Here is a 16,349-nt window from a genome sequence, read left to right as displayed (position 1 = left end):
GGACCCCGAAGCGCAGCGTAGGGGCCGTATGATGGGAGCGAGCGGCTTTGCTTACTTTGGCCAAGACCAAAGTAAGCCTCCGTAAGGGCGGAAAGGTGACTACGCGTCGACATCACAAATGAATGCGCATACAACTTTCAAAACCAACCAACCAATGGCTAATGGCTAATGGCTAATGGCTAATGGCTAATGGCTAATGGCTAATGGCTAATGGCAACCAGAATCACCCCAACAGCACCCGCAGATCAGCCCCCGCCTCACTCATCGGCGGGCACCAGTAGTACCCCCCACTCAAAGGCCTGCTGAAACGGTAAAGCCCATCAACCACCCCATCCTCCAACCCGCTCATGCGCCGCAGCTGCACCTCGAACGCGTCCAGCGAGTACCCCAGCGCAACAAACGCCAGCCCCGCCCCTCGCTCATCGGCCCAAGCCACCGAACGCCGCACCACGAACGCCTCGGGCTCGAAGCTCTCCTGGGCGGTACGCTTGACGTGCGCCGACTCCGGCGCGTCATCGAGCTCCTCGTTGTCGCTCAGGCGCCGCCCGATGATGTTGTCCTGCTCATCCTGCGGCAGCGCCTTGAAGTAGTTCAGGTCATGCTTCCACAACTGGAACGCGGCAAAGCTGGAACCGGCCAAGCCAGGTACGTCACCTGCAACGATGGCGGCATCGACCGCGTCCTGCTCCACCGGGTTTTCCGTACCGTCTTCGTACCCCGTCAGGTCATGCCCGCCGCGGTGCAAAAAACCATCAACGCTGTCGACCAGGCGCAGCGCCGGTGCCAGCATCGCTTGCAGCGCCTGGGCACGCAGGAACAGCTCCCCCCGCTCCTCGCCACGCAGCCACAACCACAGTGCGTGCTGGGTCGCCGGGTTCTCCACCACGGCGTCCAGTTGCGGGAAGCTGCGCAGGCCCGGCACTTCGCGGCCCAAGGCCTTGGCCAGCGGCGTGCCGACGCACAGGATCAGGCTCTGTCCATCGACTTCGGCGATCAGCTGGTCGAGCACGGATGGCAAGGCCTCACGGCAATCGAGGGCGAAGAACAGGTGGCGGGCATGGGCCGGCACCGGGGTGGCAAGCAGACCTTGCTGGAACGGCATGACAGGCTAATCCTTCGGCAAAACGCAGATGCTACTGCGCCAGGCGCGCCATCGCAACGCGACGCAAGGCCGCTGTGTCCGTGGCCTTGGTAATAAATGGTTACCAAGTATGGCCCTTTGCGATTAGCTATCGTTCAACCGCCACCTAGACTGCTCGGGATCCTTCGCCCGAGAGACCGCCCATGACCGCCTCGCCGCTGCTCACCGCAATCCTGCCCCTGGCCTTGGGCATCATCATGCTCGGCCTGGGCCTGTCGCTGACCCTGGCCGATTTTGCCCGGGTGGTGAAATACCCAAAACCCGTGGTCATCGGCCTGGCCTGCCAGATCCTGCTGCTGCCTTTGGTGTGCTTCCTGATCGCCAACGGCTTTGGCCTGGAGTCGGCGCTCGCCGTGGGTCTGATGCTGCTGGCCGCCTCCCCTGGCGGTACCACCGCCAACCTGTTCAGCCACCTGGCCCATGGCGACGTGGCACTGAACATCACTCTCACGGCAGTGAACTCGCTGATCGCCATACTTACCATGCCGTTGCTGGTCAACCTGTCGCTGATCTGGTTCATGGAGTCGGACCAGGCCATCCCGCTGCAATTCGCCAAGGTGATGCAGGTATTCGCCATCGTCCTGCTGCCGGTGGCGCTGGGCATGCTGATTCGCCACTGGGCGCCGCGCTTTGCCGCGCGCATGGAAAAACCGATGAAACTGGTGGCGGCACTGTTCCTGGCCTTCACCATCGTCCTGGCGCTGGCCAAGGACTGGCAGACGGTGGTCGAGTACGCCCCGATCGTGGGTGGCGCCGCGCTGCTGTTCAACCTGCTCAGCCTGGGGGTGGGTTACTGGCTGCCACGGCTGCTGAGCATCCCGAAACGCCAGGCGATCGCCATCGGCATGGAGATCGGCATCCACAACGGCACCCTGGCAATTGCCCTGGCACTGAGCCCGTCGCTGCTGAACAACGCGACCATGGCGGTGCCAGCGGCGATCTATAGCCTGATCATGTTCTTTACCGCAGGGGCCTTTGGCTGGTGGGTGAGCCGGGGGCGTGGGGTGGAGACGGTAGCTGAACAAAAGGCTGTGAGCTGATCCAAAGGCCAATCGCCGGCAAGCCGGCTCCCACAGAGAATGCGTATGGCTTGAGGTCAGCGCGGTCGAGGTGGGAGCCGGCTTGCCGGCGATTGGAGCGCGAAGCGCTCCTTAGCGCTGACGACGCTTCAACTGCTGCTTCAAAACCCGCAACGGCGGCGCATAGAAGAACCCGAACGACACACTGCCCTGGCGCCCTTTCACCGCATGGTGCAACCGATGCGCCCGATGCAGGCGCTTGAGGTAACGATTGACCGGCTTCGGCGCCCGTGGCCAGTGCCGGTGAAAAAAGCCGTCATGGGCCAGCACGTAGGCCACGCCATACCCCGCCACGCCGCCGCCCACCCATTGCAAAGGCGCGTGCCCGGCCTTGCCCAGCGCCACCAGCGCCGTGGCGATCAAGCCCAGGGCGACAAGATACAGGTCATTGGTTTCCAGAATGCCCAGCTGCGGTTCATGGTGCGAGCGGTGCAGCCACCAGCCCCAACCATGCATGACGTACTTGTGGGCCAGCGTGCCGACGCCCTCCATGGCCACCAGGGTGCCGAACAGCACGGCGAGATTGAACAGCATGGGACAGTCCGGGGGTTGGCAACGAAAGGCGCAAGGGTAACACTGCCCGGCGCCGATGTTCCATGAAGGCCGCCCGCCTGCACGCGCCTGCGTAACACAAATGTCATGCGCCCGGCCTTGACCCTGCCAGGCTCAAGGCGTAAGGTCCGCCGCGCATTCAAGCATCCCCCGCACAGGAGACCCCTGCATTGGACAGTAGCCCCAGTCGCTTGCGACAGGCCCACACGGCGAGCTAGTCCGGCAGTGTCCCTGCCACTGTCTCGCCGCACTCGGTAGACGGTGGTTTCCTCAGGTCTCAGACGACCTAACCTCCCTCCTCTTCCCCGCCCCGCCAGTTCGTTGGCGTGCCGGCCCGTGGTCCTGCGCATTCACCGTTTTCAACCGCGCCGCTGTGCAAGCGGCGCCTGCATGGGCCTTGGCCCGTGGAACGAGGTTCGCTATGGATTGGAAAATCTTTCTGCTGCGCGTGAGCGTGGCCCTGGTACTCGGCGCGCTGATCGGCGCCGAGCGGCAACTGCGTCAGCGCCTGACCGGCCTGCGCACCAACGCGCTGGTCAGCACCGGCGCCTGCCTGTTCGTGCTGATGACCCAGGCCGTGCCGGGCATGAGCCCCAGCGATGCCTCGCGCATCGCCGCCTATGTGGTGTCGGGCATCGGCTTTCTGGGCGGTGGCGTGATCATGCGCGACGGCTTCAACGTACGCGGCCTGAACACCGCCGCCACGCTTTGGTGCACCGCCGCAGTCGGGGTGCTGTGCAGCCTTGGCCTGTTGCTGGAGGCCGCGTTGGGCAGCCTGGTGGTGCTGTGCGCCAATATCCTGCTACGTGACATCGCCCAACGTCTGGACCGCCAGGAGGTGGTGCCGGCCAGCGAGGTCGAGCAGCGTTTCGAAGTGCGCATCGTCTGCCGCGCCGAGGACGAGATCCAGGTGCGCAGCCTGATGCTGCACAGCCTCAGCGACCCAGGCCTGCGCCTGCAGTCGCTGCACAGCGAGGACCTGGCTGATCCGGCGCGCCTGGAAGTACGCGCTGAATTGCTCGGCAGCCCGCAGGCGCCCGCCACGCTGGAGCGCCTGGTCAGCCGGGTGAGCCTGGAGAAAGGCGTCAGCTCGGTGCGCTGGCAGCTGCAGGCCCTGGCGCTGAACAGTGATTAACCGTCGTGGCGCAAATGCCGCTCCCTGAGCTCCTGGCGCTCCTTGGCCTCGATGCTCAGGCTGGCGGTGGGGCGTAGCAGCAGGCGGCGCAGGCCGATCGGCTCGCCGGTTTCCTCGCACCAGCCGTATTCGCCGCGGGCCAGGCGCTCCAGCGCCTGGTCGATCTTGTCCAACAGTTTCTTTTCGCGTTCCAGCGAGCGCAGCTGCCAATGGCGTTCTTCCTCGGCACTGCCAATATCGGCCGGGTCGCTGTGCACCTCCTGCTCGCGCAGGGCGCGAAACTCACTGTCGATGCGGGCCTGCAGCGCGTCGCGATCGGCCAGTAGCAGGTTGCGGAAGTATTGGCGTTGGGGTTCGTTCATGTAGGCGCTGACAGGCTGGCGCAACAGTTCGTCTTCGGTCATTGATGTACTCCTTTGAAATTTTGGGGGCGCTCTGCGCCCCAATCGCTGGCAAGCCAGCTCCCACCCCTACCGCACCTGTGGGAGCCGGCTTGCCGGCGATTGGGCTAACGCTCGAACATCAACGGCAGCCCCTGGCAACCGTCCTGCACCCGCCCCTCGTGCCAGGCCAATTGCCCGGAGACCACCGTACTGCGCACCACATGATGGAAGCTGCGCTGCGCAAACGGCGTCCAGCCGCAATGGGCCAATACCGGATCGGCCGCCACCGGGCGTGGCACCGCCAGGCGCTCTACCAGGGCAAAGTCGGCCCAATACCCTTCACGCAAGAAGCCCCGCTCACGAATGGCGAACAGCTCGGCCACCGCGTGGCTGGTCTTGTGCACCATCTGCGCCAGACTCAGGGCCCCCTCGCTGACCAGTTCCAGCGCCGCGGGAAGCGCATGCTGCACCAGCGGCAAGCCGGCCGGCGCTCGACCGTAGGTCCGGCGCTTTTCCTCCAGCGTGTGCGGTGCATGGTCGGTGCCGATCACATCGATGCGGTCCTCGGCCAGCGCCCGGCGCAGCGCCACGCGGTCGCTGGCGGTCTTGATCGCCGGGTTGCACTTGATCAGGTGACCGAGGCTGGCGTAGTCGCTGTCGTCGAAATACAGGTGGTGCAGGCACACCTCGGCGGTGATGCGCTTGCCGGCCACCGGGCCGGGTTCGAACAACGCCAACTCCCGCGCAGTGGTGAGGTGCAGCACGTGCAGCCGAGTGCCAAAGCGCCGGGCCAGCTCGACGGCCAGGCTGGACGAGCGATAGCAGGCCTCGGCATCGCGAATCAGCGGATGCGCGGCCGGTGGGATGAACTCGCCATGCCGGTCGCGCCACCAGGCCTCGTTGTCGAGGATGCTGGGCGTGTGTTCGCAATGGGCGAGCACGAGGGTCGGCGCATAGACGAACAGTTTTTCCAGTACCTGCGGGTCATCCACCAGCAGGTTGCCGGTGGACGCCCCCATGAACACCTTGATCCCGGCCACCTCGCGCGGGTCGAGGGCAGCAATGGTGTCGAGGTTGTCGCGGCTCACGCCGAAGTGAAAGCCGTAGTTGGCCTGCGACCCCGCCGCTGCCCGGCGCTGTTTGTCGGCCAGAGCCTCGCGGGTGAGGGTCGGCGGGCTGGTGTTGGGCATGTCCATGAAACTGGTGATGCCCCCGGCAACCGCCGCCCGCGACTCGCTGGCGATGCTGCCTTTGTGCGGCGCGCCCGGCTCGCGGAAATGCACCTGGTCGTCGATCATCCCCGGCAGCAGGAAGGCGCCCTTGGCGTCGATCTCCCGGGTTGCGCGCACGTTGCCGATGCTTGCGTCGATCCGCTCGATGCGGCCGTGGCGTACCAGCAAGTCGGCGTCGAACTCGCGCCCCTCGTTGACCAGCCGGGCATTGCGTACCAGCAGCGTGTCCATGCTCAGAACTCGTTGTGCAGGGCCTTGTAGCCCTGGACCAGGTCGATGTTGGTGCGCGCCACGTCTTCGGAGAACTCCGAAGCCGAAACACTCACCGGCGGGTAGCTGGCAAGGTCGGTGTGCGGGCCGATGTGTTCGGTCGGCGGCACGTAGAAGCGCGGCGGCAAGTCGCGGCCATCGACCACCGAGTTGTGCCGCACCACGCTGCCGTCACCCACCTTGCAGTTGAACAGCACGCTGTTGAAGCCGATGAATACCCGGTCGCCGACCTCGCACGGGCCGTGCACGATGGAGCGGTGGGCAATGGAGCTGAATTCGCCGATACGCACGGCGGCGCCGGACTTGGAGTGGATCACCACGCCATCCTGGATATTGGAGTTGGCGCCGATGACGATGGGCTGCATGTCGCCGCTGGCATCCACCTCGTCGGCGCGGATCACCGCGTAGGGGCCGACGAACACGTTGTCGTGGATGATCACCTTGCCGCAGATGATCGCGGTGTGGTCGATGTAGGCCGAGGCGGCGATTTCGGGGAGATGGCCGGAAGGGTTTCTGCGGATCACGGAGGGGGACCTTGGTCGGTGAGAGCGCTAAATGTTACGTTATAACACTTACAATGCAAGCACTCTCGAGGGGCCCCATCGCTGGCAAGCCAGCTCCCACCTCGATCGCATAAACCTGTGGGAGCTGGCTTGCCAGCGATGAGGCCGGCGCAGGCCAGCACCGATCTTGATCACCTCCGGCTTTAGGGCACAATCCCACTACCCACCTCGAGCCCCTGCCATGACCGTTCGCCCTACCCTCGCCACCGACCTCCCCCTGCTGCCCGCCATCGAACGCTCCGCCGCCCAGGCGTTCAGGCAGTACCCGGCACTGGCCTGGCTGGCCGACAGCGAGGTCATGGACGAAACGGCACATGCCGCGTTTTTCAGGGCGGGCACCAGCTGGGTCGCGGTGGATGCCGAGGACCGGCCATTGGGCTTCTTGTGTGCCACCCGCGTCGATACGGTGCTGCACATCGATGAACTGTCGGTCCGCCAGGACGCCCAAGGCCAAGGCCTCGGCCGGCAGTTGCTGGACCGGGCGGTGGCAGCAGCGCGCCAGCTCAGGTTGCAGGCGGTGACGCTGACCACCTTTGGCGAAGTGCCGTGGAATGGGCCGTTCTACCAGCGTTATGGCTTCGAACGGCTGGGGGATGCGGCGCTGGATCAGCGCCTCAAAACGCTATTGGCAGCCGAACGGGCGCATGGGCTTGAAGATCGCTGTGCCATGCGCTTGGCCGTCTAGACCCTCAGGGCTGCACGCCGACCTCAATACTGCCCGCCAGGCAAAACCGATCCCGGCCCTGGTGCTTGGCCTGATACAGCGCCGCATCCGCCGCCGCCATAAGGTTTTGCGCTGTCACGGCCTCAAGGCTGGGCGCGCCCACGGCGATGCCGGCGCTGGCCGACACCTGCCCCAGCGGGCTGCCAGCGTGTTCGATGGCCTGGCGGCGCAGCAGTTGCAGGATCTCCTGGACGATCTGGCTGGCCCCCTGGGCATCGGTATTGGGCAGCAACAGGGTGAACTCCTCGCCGCCATAGCGCACCGCCAAGTCGGCCGGGCGCTTGAGCGCTTGCTTCAACAAGCCGCCGAATCGGCGCAGGCATTCGTCGCCGGCCAGGTGCCCGTAGCGGTCGTTGTAGGCTTTGAAATAGTCGAGGTCGAGCATCACCAGCGCCACCGCATAGCCCTGCCGGCGCGCCCGACGCAGCTCCGGTTCCAGCACCGCGTCCAGCCGCCGGCGGTTGCCCAGCCCGGTCAGGCTGTCGGTCAGGGCCAGCGCCTTGAGCGTCTGGTGTGCCTGGTGCAGCGCCCGCTCGATGACGATGCGTTCGCGTAGCTGACGCAGCACCACCCAGCCAAAGCCGGCCACCCCGACCAGCAGCAAGACCAGCACCACCAGCGACTTGAGCATGTCGTGGCGCCACGGCGCGATGATCGACTCGCGTGACAACCCCGCCTCCACCACCAGCGGGTAGCTCGACAAGGCGCGAAAGCCATACAAGCGTGGCGTGCCATCGACCACTGCCACCGCCTCGGCCACACCCTCGCTGGCATAAGGCAGGTATTTGCGGAAGATCTCGCTGCTCGCCAGGCTGCGGCCGATCACCTGCTCGACGAATGGCCGGCGCACGAGGATGGAGCCATCGCGCTTGGCCAGCACCAGGGCGCCGCGCTCGTCGATCTTGAAGTCGCCGTAGTAGCGCACGAACCAATCGACCTTGATGGTGCCGAGCAACACCCCGGCGAAGCGGCCGTCAGGGTAGTCCAGGCGGCGCGAGATAGGGATGATCAGGTCACCCGTGGAACGGCTGCGCACCACCGCACCGATGCGTACCTGGCGGTCGGCGTGGGTGCGGTGATAGATGAAATAGTCACGGTCGGCGTTGTTGGCATTGGGCGGCACCACGTCCTGGTCGGTGACCACCCAGCTGCCGTCCGGCGCATAGACGAACAAGCCGTGCAGTTGCGGCATGATCTGCGCCTGTTGCTTGAGCAGCGCATGCAGGCGCGGCCGGTCGATGTGCTCGAAACCATCGCCTTCCAGGCGCTCGGCCAATGCCGCGGTAATGGCGTCGACCTGGCGGATGGCATCCTCGGCGTGCTGGGCGGTGGCCCGGGCCAGGTTGGTCACCGCGTTCTCAGCATTGAAGAAGGCCTGGCGGTAATCGCGCCAGATCCGCCAGCCCTCGATCAGCACGAAAGCCAGCATCACCACGGCCATGAAACCCAGCACCAGGCGGAACAACGCCACGGCTCGGCCCTCGCCGGTCACGGCAAACACGCCATCCTCAGTCTGCTTCCTGGCTGCGCACATCTGGATCCCTTGTCATCCAACACTCGACGGCAGTGACTATAGCTTGCCCGGTGGCAGCCCCTCTGATCCTGACTGCTGGCTGGCACGCAGCTGGGCCAGCTGCTGGTCGCGTTCGTTGCATTGGCGGCGCAGCTCTTCACTGGCCCCCTGGGCCTGGGCAAGGATGGCGCGCAAACCCTGCACCTGGGCATCGCGTTGCTCCAGCTGGCCGTCGAGCAGTGTGTATTGCGCAACCGCCTGGCGCTGCTCGGCGAGCAGGCGTTCGTTGTCGCGGTGCAGGCGGGTCAGCTCTTCCTGACGGGCGATGCCACCCTGCTGCAGGGTTTGCAGCTGGCCCTGCAACTGCCGCACCTGGGTGTCGACACGCCGCTGCTGGTCTTCAAGCGAGCGGATTTGCGCGTCCTTGTCGGCCAGACGCAGCTGCAGCTCGCCGAGCGCCTGATCAAGGCTGGCGCTGCGCAACAGTTCCGCCTGCAGGCTGACCTGGGTGGTGGCCAGTTTGTCCGACTCGGCCTGCAATGTACTGGCCTGAGCCTGGTGCTGCTGATGGGCTGCGGCCAATGCGCGCTGGCTCAACTGCAGTTGCAGTTGTAGCTGCGCGCACTGTTCGTTGTGCTGCGCCTCGGCCGCGTCGATGCGCGCCTGCCCTTCTTTTTGCAGTTGCGCCGTGAGTTGCGTGACCAGCCGCGTAAGCGGCTCGCTCAGGCCGCTGCTGTCAGCCAACCCGACGAGCTGCTGCCCAAGGGATTTGAGGTGCCGGTGAATGGTGGTTTTAGAGCCGGTATTGCCCAATTCGATACGTATTGCATCGATGGTGGGTTGCTCGCCCCTGGCGATCAGCGATTGCTGAGCCTGCTTTACTTGCGCTGCGCTAATGCCGGCACGGGCCATGCTTTCTCCGATATTTCGTAGCGTGGTACGTATTACGTTACTGGCGTGAATTCTGCACCCGCGCGGGGTTCATTTCAAGACGGAAGGTCATGGGCAAACGCCGTTTGCTCCTACAGTTGTTCGACGGCCTGACAACTCAGGCTGCCAGCGCAGGCTCATCACACAGGAGACGCGATCATGGGCTTCGTCACGACCAAAGATGGCGTGGAAATCTTCTACAAAGACTGGGGGCCACGGGACGCCAAGGCCATTCACTTCCACCACGGCTGGCCGCTCAGCGCCGACGACTGGGATGCCCAGCTGCTGTACTTCCTGGCACGCGGTTACCGGGTGATCGCCCATGACCGCCGGGGCCACGGGCGCTCGAGCCAGGTGTGGGATGGCCACGACATGGACCATTACGCCGATGACGTGGCCGCCGTGGTCAACCACCTGGGCAGCCAGGGCGCCGTGCATGTCGGGCACTCCACCGGCGGTGGCGAAGTGGTCCGCTACCTCACCCGCCATCCGCAGGACAAGGTGCCCAAGGCCGTGCTGATCAGCGCCGTGCCACCGCTGATGGTGCAGACCGAGAGCAACCCCGGCGGCCTGCCGAAATCGGTGTTCGATGGTTTCCAGGCTCAGGTCGCGGCCAACCGCGCGCAATTCTTCCACGATGTGCCCGCCGGGCCGTTCTACGGCTACAACCGGCCTGGGGCGACAGCGGACGAAGGAGTGGTCCTGAACTGGTGGCGCCAGGGCATGATGGGCAGCGCCAAGGCGCACCACGATGGCATCGTCGCCTTCTCCCAGACCGACTTCAGCGAAGACCTCAAGCGCATCGACATCCCGGTGCTGGTGATGCACGGCGATGACGACCAGATCGTGCCCTACGAAAACGCCGGGGTACGCTCGGCCGAGTTGCTGCGCAACGGCACGCTCAAACTGTACAAGGGCTACCCCCATGGCATGCCGACCACCCATGCCGAGGCCATCAACGCCGACCTGCTAGCGTTCGTGCGCAGCTGAACAGGCGCCTTCGTCAGCCAACCGATGGATTGGCGAAGGCGCGCACCAGCGCCTCGATCACCACCCGTACCCGTGCGGTGTGGCGCAAGTCCTGATGGGTGACCAGCCACACCTCATAAGGCTTGCGTCGCGCACGGGTCGGCCACAGCCGGCGCAGGCCGTCGCGCTCACCGAGCTCGATGGGGATTTCACCGATGCCCAGCCCGCTGGCGATCGCCCGGCGCAACATCAGGTTCGAGCCGACCGCCAGCGCCACCCGCGCCTGAGCAATCGGCTCATCCACCAGCGTCGGTGACGGGTTGCCGCGCCAATACGGCTCGTAGACCACCAGTTCATGACCGCTGAAACCGTTGCCCTCGAACGGCTCGCCACGGCGCTGCACATAGCTGTCGCTGGCGAACAGGCCCAGCGACCAGCTGGCCAGTTTGCGCAGGACCAGGTCCGGGTTGTCGGGGCGCAGGTTGCGGATGGCGATATCGGTCTCGCGCTGGGACAGGTTGACCAGTTCCGAGCCGCTGGCAAGGATCACCCTGATCTGCGGATGGCTCTGCTGCAACTGCGCCAGTGCCGGCAAGACAAAGTCGCAGGCCAGCGAATCGGTGGTCGCTACCCGTACCTCGCCAGCCAACTCGTTGTCGGTGCCCTGCAGCCGTGCGGCCAGCTCCAGCGCCGCGCGCTCCATCTGCTGCGCTAGTTCCGCCGCCAGCTCGCCGCTGGCGGTCAACTGGTAACCCGCGGGCGTACGCAGGAACAGGGTCGAGCCCAGGTCGGCCTCCAGCGCCGCCACCCGCCGCCCCACCGTGGCCTGATCGACCCGCAGCACCCGCGCCGCCCGGCGCAAGGTGCGTTCGCGGCTCAGTGCCAGCAGCATGCGTGCGTCATCCCAATTCATCAGCGCGTTCCTCGAAGAAAATCTGCAACGGTGCGCCGCAAAATCGCCGCGCGACCGCCGGGTGATGGTTGCCTACCCTGTGCGGCACGTTGTTCAGAATGACAGAGGTCACCATGCGTCACATCCTTCCCCAGCACATGACTGCCATCGAGATCACCCAGCCCGGCGAGCCGCAGGTGCTGCAGCCGACCACCCGCGACATGCCCCGGCCCGGCCCGCGCGAAGTCCTGATCGAGGTCCACGCCGCCGGCGTCAACGGCCCCGACCTGCTGCAACGCAAGGGCCTGTACGACCCGCCCGCCGGCGCCTCGGACATCCCCGGCCTGGAAATCGCAGGCAAGGTGGTCGCACTGGGCGAACAGGTCAGTCAGTTCGCCCTGGGCGATGCCGTGCTCGCCCTGGTAACCGGTGGCGGCTATGCCGAATACGCCGTGGCCGATGAACGTACCACCGCGCACCTGCCCCAGGGGCTGAGCATGATCGAGGCGGCGGCGCTGCCGGAAACCTTCATGACCGTGTGGGTCAACCTGTTCCAGCGCGGCGGTTTCAAGGCCGGCGACAGCATCCTGATCCACGGCGGCGCCTCGGGCATCGGCACCACCGCCACGCAACTGGCCAAGGCCTTCGGCGCAACGCAGATCTTCACCACGGTCAAGGATGCTGCCCAGCAGGCCGCCAGCCTTGCACTGGGCGCCGATGTGGCCATCGACTACACCCGTGAAGACTTCGTCGAGCAGGTCATGCTGCACACCGCGGGCAAGGGCGTGGATGTGATCGTCGATATCATTGCCGGCGACTACGTGGCGCGAAACTTCCAGGCCGCCGCCATGGATGGGCGCATCGTGCAGATCGGCGTGATCAAGGGGCCGGCCAGCGAGGTGAACCTGTTCCCCATGCTGACCAAGCGCCTGACCCATATCGGCTCGACCCTGCGCGCGCGCAGCGCCGACGACAAGGCGGCAATTCTTGCCGACCTGCAGGCCCAGGTCTGGCACCAGGTGCACAGTGGCGCGGTCAAGCCTCTGATCCATGCCACCCTGCCGCTGGCGGCGGCGAGCCAAGCCCACGCGTTGATGGAGTCGGGCCGGCATATCGGCAAGGTGGTGCTGAGCGTGGCGCACGAGGGCTGAACCGCCCACGGCGCCACTGTATTGAAAAACGTGCCGATCACCCGCCGTTGACGGCCTTGAGCAGCGCCGCGGCGGCCAGCTTGCCCAGCGCATTGCCCGCCAGCGGGCTGTCGCCGGTGAGCAGCTTGCGGTCCTGGTGAACGGCGCCGGAAATACCGTCGTTGATGATTTCGACGCCACAGGCCTTAAGGCGCTCGCCGAACTTCCAGGTCAGGTGGCCGGGCATGTAGCCGATGTCCGGAGTCTTGGCGTCCAGGTCATCGGGGAAGGCGCACATCTTGTAGCCCTTGTAGAGGTGCCCGGCAGCCAGCAACGCGGCCGGGCCGTGGCACAGGCTGATGACGAACTTGTCGTGGTCGGCGGCCCATTGCAGCACCTGCCCGACTTCTTTGCTGTGCGGCAGGCCGATCAGCGCGCCGTGGCCACCGGGGATGAACACGCCGATGTAGTCGGACAGCGAGCCTTCGAGCAACTCCGCCAGTTTGCGTGGCTGTTTGAACGCCTTGCGGTAGCGCTCGAAAAGACCCAGCACCTCTTTGTCTTCACCGGGCATGGCCCAGTATTCGAACTTGACCGGGTTGCCCGACAGGGTTGCCACGTCGAAGGCGAAGCCGGCCTTGTCCAGGTGGTACATGGGCAGCAGGGTTTCCACCGGGTGGTTGCCGGTGGAGAACAGCGTGCCGTTGTCGGTGAGCAGGTAGCGTTCATCGGCGCCAATCAGCAGGATCTTCCAGCGTCCGCCTTTATAGGGGGCTGGGTAGTCGGCGCCGCTGAGGTCGGACTTGCTCGAGGTGAACTGGCTTAGGGAATACGGCGAGGGGAAGAAGGCGTTGTCTTCGGCCGGGTCGGGCTGTGGGCGTTTGTCGTCAGGTGAGGTAGTCATTGCTGTGCTCCTGTGCCTGGGGGTGGGTAGCTGGATCCCTGCTAGGAGGCCACCGGAAAGGTGGCGTCGGTAAACGATGCTTAGCAGCCATCGCGGGGCAAGCCCGCTCCCACGCCATGCCACACTATGGAGGTATGGCGTGGGAGCGGGCTTGCCCCGCGATGGCCCTTGAGCGACCCGAAGCAGTCTAGTCGAGCGCGGCAGGTGTATCGACGTCGCGCACCACCCCACCGTCGTCCACGTCCAACACCCTCACGCGACCACGGTGCCGTTGCAGCACCGAACGCGCCCCTTCATCACCGGACAACCCGGCCAGCTCAAGCCAATAATCGCGGCCGAACAGCACCGGATGGCCATTCTGGCCCTGGTAGCGCGGCACCACGATGGCTGCCGGATCCGCCGCCTCGACCAGCCGACGGTAAGTGTGCGGCAAGATCCAGGGCATGTCCCCCAGCACGATGGCCACCGCCAGAGCATCGCAATCACTCAGCGAAGCAGCACCGGCCGCCAGGCTATGCCCCATGCCCAAACCCGCATCGGGGCTAGGGACGATGCGACAAGCGCCAGGCAATCCCAGCACCTCGGCTCCCTCACCGTTGCGCAGTACCACCCGCACCTCGTCGAACACCGCCAGGGCCCGCTCGACGCTGTGCTGCAGCAAACTGCGGCCATCACCGAGCACGGCGCGGCGTTTGTCCGCGCCAAAGCGCGAGCCCTGCCCCGCCGCCAACACCAGCGCGACGACCGTCACAGTGCCTCGCGGCCAATGCCGCTGCGGGTACGCAGGATATCGGCGAGCACCGCCAGGGCGATTTCCGCCGGGGTCTTGCTGCCCAGGTTGAGGCCGATGGGCGCGTGGATGCGGGCCATCTCGGCATCGCCAAGCCCGCCGATGCGGCGCAGGCGTTCACGGCGTTTTTCCGAGGTGGCGCGTGAGCCCATCACGCCTATATAGAAAGCTTCGGTCTGTACGGCTTCGAGCATGGCCAGGTCGTCGATCTTCGGGTCGTGGGTGAGCGCCACCACCGCCGTGTCGCGGTGGCAGCCACCGTTGGCGATGAACAGCGAGGGCAGTTCCCGGCGGATTTCTATCCCGTCGAGCACCACGTTGTCCATCACCTCGTCACGCGGATCACACAGCACCACCTCAAAGCCCAGGCCCTTGCCGAACTCGGCGCAGAAGTGCGCGACGCTCGAATACCCCGCCAGCAACAGGCGCTGGGCGGCGCCAACGCGCAGGCGCACGCTGGCTTCGCCCTGCTCCACCCGCGGCCCCTGGCTTTGGTCATCGTGCAGTTGCCGCGCACCGGTACGCAGGTTCACTTCACGCAACAACCGGCGCCGGCCCAGCAGCGCCGCCTCCAGTTGCGCCAGGTGAGCCTGGGTGTCGCAATCGCCCGGCAGGTGCTCGACCAGCACATCGAGGATGCCGCCACAGGGCAGGCGGATATTCGAGCGGGTGTCGCTGCCGTCACCATAGCGCACCACGGCAACGGCATCGACGAACTCGCCGGCGGCGACGCGTTCGAGGAAGTCCTCTTCGACACAACCGCCGGACAGCGACCCCACCCAGTGCCCGCCCTCGCTCACGGCCAGCAGCGAGCCCGGCGCACGTGGCGCCGAGCCATAGGTGCAGAGCACGGTGCACAGCCATACGCGCAAGCCGTCACGCGACCACTGCGCCGCCTGTTGCACCACCAGCAGGTCGAGATGCTGCACGTCAGTCCGCCTTCAGCTGGGCCAGCTGTTGGGTGGTCAGGTCGCCCGGCAAACCGCCCCAGGCTTCACGCAGGTAGTTGACCATGTCGGTCAGTTGCTGGTCGTCGAGCTTGTCGGCGAAGCCCGGCATCGGCTGCATGCGCTCGAAGCCGGTGAACTGCTGTTCACGGATACCGTCGACGATGGCCTTGACCAGGTTACGCGAGTCGGCCTGGCGCAGCACGGTGTTGCCCTGCATGGCCACGGCGATGTGCGGCTTGCCCTCGCCATCGACGCCGTGACAGCCGGCGCAGACGTTGAGGTACTGCTGGCGACCGCGCTTGGCGCTTTCGCCCAGGGTTTCATGGGCCACCGCCTGCACCACCTTGGCCGCCGGCGGCTGGTCGCCCAGCAGGTAGGTGGCCATGGCCGACAGGTCGCTGTCTTCCAGATGCTGGGTGCTGTGGTGCACCACCGGGTACATCTCGTTGAACATGCTGCCCTGGGCACTCATGCCGTGCTTGAGGAAGGTGGCCAGGTCAGCCTGGTTCCAGCCGCGATCGGCCAGGTCCTGGGCCAGCAGGCTCGGCGCCAGGTAGCCCAGCAGCAGGCCGCCGGTCAGGCGCTTGTCCTGCTGCAGCGCGCCGATCGGGTTACGCGGGGTATGGCATTCGCCACAGTGGCCGAGCACCTCGACCATGTACTGGCCGCGCTTCCAGGCTTCGCTGTTGCCCTTGCCCTCTTCCAGCTGCACGCTCTTGCCGTAGAGCATGTTCCAGCCCATCAGGCCGGTGCGCACGTTGAACGGGAAGCTCAGGCTGGTTTGCGGTGCCGGGCGATTGATCGGTGCCACGGTCATCAGGTAGGCGTGGATGGCGTCCGAGTCCTCACGCTTGACCAGGTGGTACGAGGTGTAGGGCATGGCCGGGTACAGGTTGGCGCCATCCTTGCGCTTGCCCTCGGTCAGGGCGGCGAAGAATTCGTCCGTGCTGTAGTTGCCGATGCCGTACTGCTTGTCCGGGGTGATGTTGGTGCCGTAGATGGTTCCGAACGGCGAATGGATCGGCAGGCCGCCGGCATAAGGCGCGCCGCCCTCGGCCGTGTGGCAGGCCATGCAGTCGGCCGCGCGGGCGAGGTATTCGCCGCGCTTGACCAGTTGCTCATCCGCCGCCTGCGCGCCGCACGCCAGCACCAGGCCCACAGCCAGGGCCAGGCCATTGAAAACACGGGTCAT

At 65.8% G+C, this 16,349-nt stretch carries 18 protein-coding genes; 5 read left to right on the top strand and 13 right to left on the bottom strand.

What is annotated here, in order from left to right; all coding sequences use genetic code 11:
* Nucleotides 1–223: 223 nt before the first annotated feature.
* Nucleotides 224–1,102, bottom strand: a complete 879-nt coding sequence (locus F6X61_RS09480; protein WP_153786397.1) for a Dyp-type peroxidase — start codon at nt 1,100–1,102, stop codon at nt 224–226.
* A 182-nt stretch (nt 1,103–1,284) separates the two neighbouring features.
* On the opposite strand from F6X61_RS09480, the gene F6X61_RS09475 reads away from it, so the two are divergent.
* Nucleotides 1,285–2,181: a bile acid:sodium symporter family protein gene (locus F6X61_RS09475; protein ID WP_153786396.1), complete on the top strand. Its 897-nt coding sequence runs from the start codon at nt 1,285–1,287 to the stop codon at nt 2,179–2,181.
* A gap of 111 nt (nt 2,182–2,292) precedes the next feature.
* Here F6X61_RS09475 and F6X61_RS09470 read toward each other — a convergent pair whose 3' ends face one another.
* Nucleotides 2,293–2,754: a sterol desaturase family protein gene (locus F6X61_RS09470; protein WP_153786395.1), complete on the bottom strand. Its 462-nt coding sequence runs from the start codon at nt 2,752–2,754 to the stop codon at nt 2,293–2,295.
* A gap of 439 nt (nt 2,755–3,193) precedes the next feature.
* Here F6X61_RS09470 and F6X61_RS09465 point away from each other — a divergent pair, with 439 nt between their 5' ends.
* Nucleotides 3,194–3,907: an MgtC/SapB family protein gene (locus F6X61_RS09465; protein WP_110996534.1), complete on the top strand. Its 714-nt coding sequence runs from the start codon at nt 3,194–3,196 to the stop codon at nt 3,905–3,907.
* Here F6X61_RS09465 and dksA read toward each other — a convergent pair.
* The 3 genes from dksA to F6X61_RS09450 form a co-directional block, all read right to left on the bottom strand.
* Nucleotides 3,904–4,311, bottom strand: coding sequence for an RNA polymerase-binding protein DksA (gene dksA, locus F6X61_RS09460; protein ID WP_153786394.1), 408 nt, complete (start codon nt 4,309–4,311; stop codon nt 3,904–3,906). The two genes, F6X61_RS09465 and dksA, sit on opposite strands and share 4 nt — an antisense overlap.
* Before the next feature lie 104 nt (nt 4,312–4,415).
* Complete coding sequence (locus F6X61_RS09455; RefSeq protein WP_153786393.1) at nt 4,416–5,753, bottom strand: dihydroorotase; 1,338 nt, start codon at nt 5,751–5,753, stop codon at nt 4,416–4,418.
* A gap of 2 nt (nt 5,754–5,755) precedes the next feature.
* Entirely contained in the window at nt 5,756–6,316 is a 561-nt protein-coding gene (locus tag F6X61_RS09450; protein WP_153786392.1) for a carbonate dehydratase, read from the bottom strand.
* Nucleotides 6,317–6,536: 220 nt separating this feature from the next.
* On the opposite strand from F6X61_RS09450, the gene F6X61_RS09445 reads away from it, so the two are divergent.
* Nucleotides 6,537–7,040, top strand: coding sequence for a GNAT family N-acetyltransferase (locus F6X61_RS09445; RefSeq protein WP_153786391.1), 504 nt, complete (start codon nt 6,537–6,539; stop codon nt 7,038–7,040).
* A gap of 4 nt (nt 7,041–7,044) precedes the next feature.
* On the opposite strand, the gene F6X61_RS09440 is transcribed toward F6X61_RS09445, so the two are convergent.
* Nucleotides 7,045–8,613: a sensor domain-containing diguanylate cyclase gene (locus tag F6X61_RS09440; RefSeq protein WP_153786390.1), complete on the bottom strand. Its 1,569-nt coding sequence runs from the start codon at nt 8,611–8,613 to the stop codon at nt 7,045–7,047.
* 36 nt (nt 8,614–8,649) lie between these two features.
* The gene (locus F6X61_RS09435; RefSeq protein ID WP_153786389.1) at nt 8,650–9,504 is read right to left on the bottom strand and encodes a DNA-binding protein; all 855 of its coding nucleotides are present in this window, start codon (nt 9,502–9,504) and stop codon (nt 8,650–8,652) included.
* Nucleotides 9,505–9,681: 177 nt separating this feature from the next.
* Between F6X61_RS09435 and F6X61_RS09430 the strand changes: the two genes are divergently transcribed.
* Nucleotides 9,682–10,512 carry an alpha/beta fold hydrolase gene (locus F6X61_RS09430; protein WP_153786388.1) on the top strand — a complete coding sequence of 277 codons (831 nt, stop codon included), beginning with the start codon at nt 9,682–9,684 and terminating at the stop codon, nt 10,510–10,512.
* A gap of 13 nt (nt 10,513–10,525) precedes the next feature.
* Here F6X61_RS09430 and F6X61_RS09425 read toward each other — a convergent pair whose 3' ends face one another.
* Entirely contained in the window at nt 10,526–11,404 is an 879-nt protein-coding gene (locus F6X61_RS09425; protein WP_153786387.1) for a LysR family transcriptional regulator, read from the bottom strand.
* Nucleotides 11,391–11,519, bottom strand: a complete 129-nt coding sequence (locus F6X61_RS27240; RefSeq protein WP_256671341.1) for a hypothetical protein — start codon at nt 11,517–11,519, stop codon at nt 11,391–11,393. The genes F6X61_RS09425 and F6X61_RS27240 overlap by 14 nt, the downstream gene beginning before the upstream one ends.
* A gap of 22 nt (nt 11,520–11,541) precedes the next feature.
* On the opposite strand from F6X61_RS27240, the gene F6X61_RS09420 reads away from it, so the two are divergent.
* A complete protein-coding gene (locus tag F6X61_RS09420) occupies nt 11,542–12,534 on the top strand; it encodes an NAD(P)H-quinone oxidoreductase (RefSeq protein WP_153786400.1) in 993 nt (330 codons plus the stop codon).
* A 37-nt stretch (nt 12,535–12,571) separates the two neighbouring features.
* On the opposite strand, the gene hchA is transcribed toward F6X61_RS09420, so the two are convergent.
* The 4 genes from hchA to F6X61_RS09400 form a co-directional block, all read right to left on the bottom strand.
* Complete coding sequence (gene hchA / locus F6X61_RS09415; RefSeq protein ID WP_153786386.1) at nt 12,572–13,417, bottom strand: glyoxalase III HchA; 846 nt, start codon at nt 13,415–13,417, stop codon at nt 12,572–12,574.
* Nucleotides 13,418–13,604: 187 nt separating this feature from the next.
* Nucleotides 13,605–14,168 (bottom strand): NTP transferase domain-containing protein, encoded by a 564-nt coding sequence (locus F6X61_RS09410; RefSeq protein WP_153786385.1) that lies wholly within the window; start codon nt 14,166–14,168, stop codon nt 13,605–13,607.
* Nucleotides 14,165–15,136 carry an XdhC family protein gene (locus F6X61_RS09405; RefSeq protein WP_153786384.1) on the bottom strand — a complete coding sequence of 324 codons (972 nt, stop codon included), beginning with the start codon at nt 15,134–15,136 and terminating at the stop codon, nt 14,165–14,167. The genes F6X61_RS09410 and F6X61_RS09405 overlap by 4 nt, the downstream gene beginning before the upstream one ends.
* A gap of 1 nt (nt 15,137) precedes the next feature.
* The gene (locus F6X61_RS09400) at nt 15,138–16,349 is read right to left on the bottom strand and encodes a cytochrome c (protein WP_153786383.1); all 1,212 of its coding nucleotides are present in this window, start codon (nt 16,347–16,349) and stop codon (nt 15,138–15,140) included.

The organism is Pseudomonas sp. EMN2, from assembly GCF_009650555.1.
GTDB classification, from domain to species: Bacteria; Pseudomonadota; Gammaproteobacteria; order Pseudomonadales; family Pseudomonadaceae; genus Aquipseudomonas; species Aquipseudomonas sichuanensis.
This window is presented reverse-complemented; position numbering and strand designations above follow the sequence as displayed.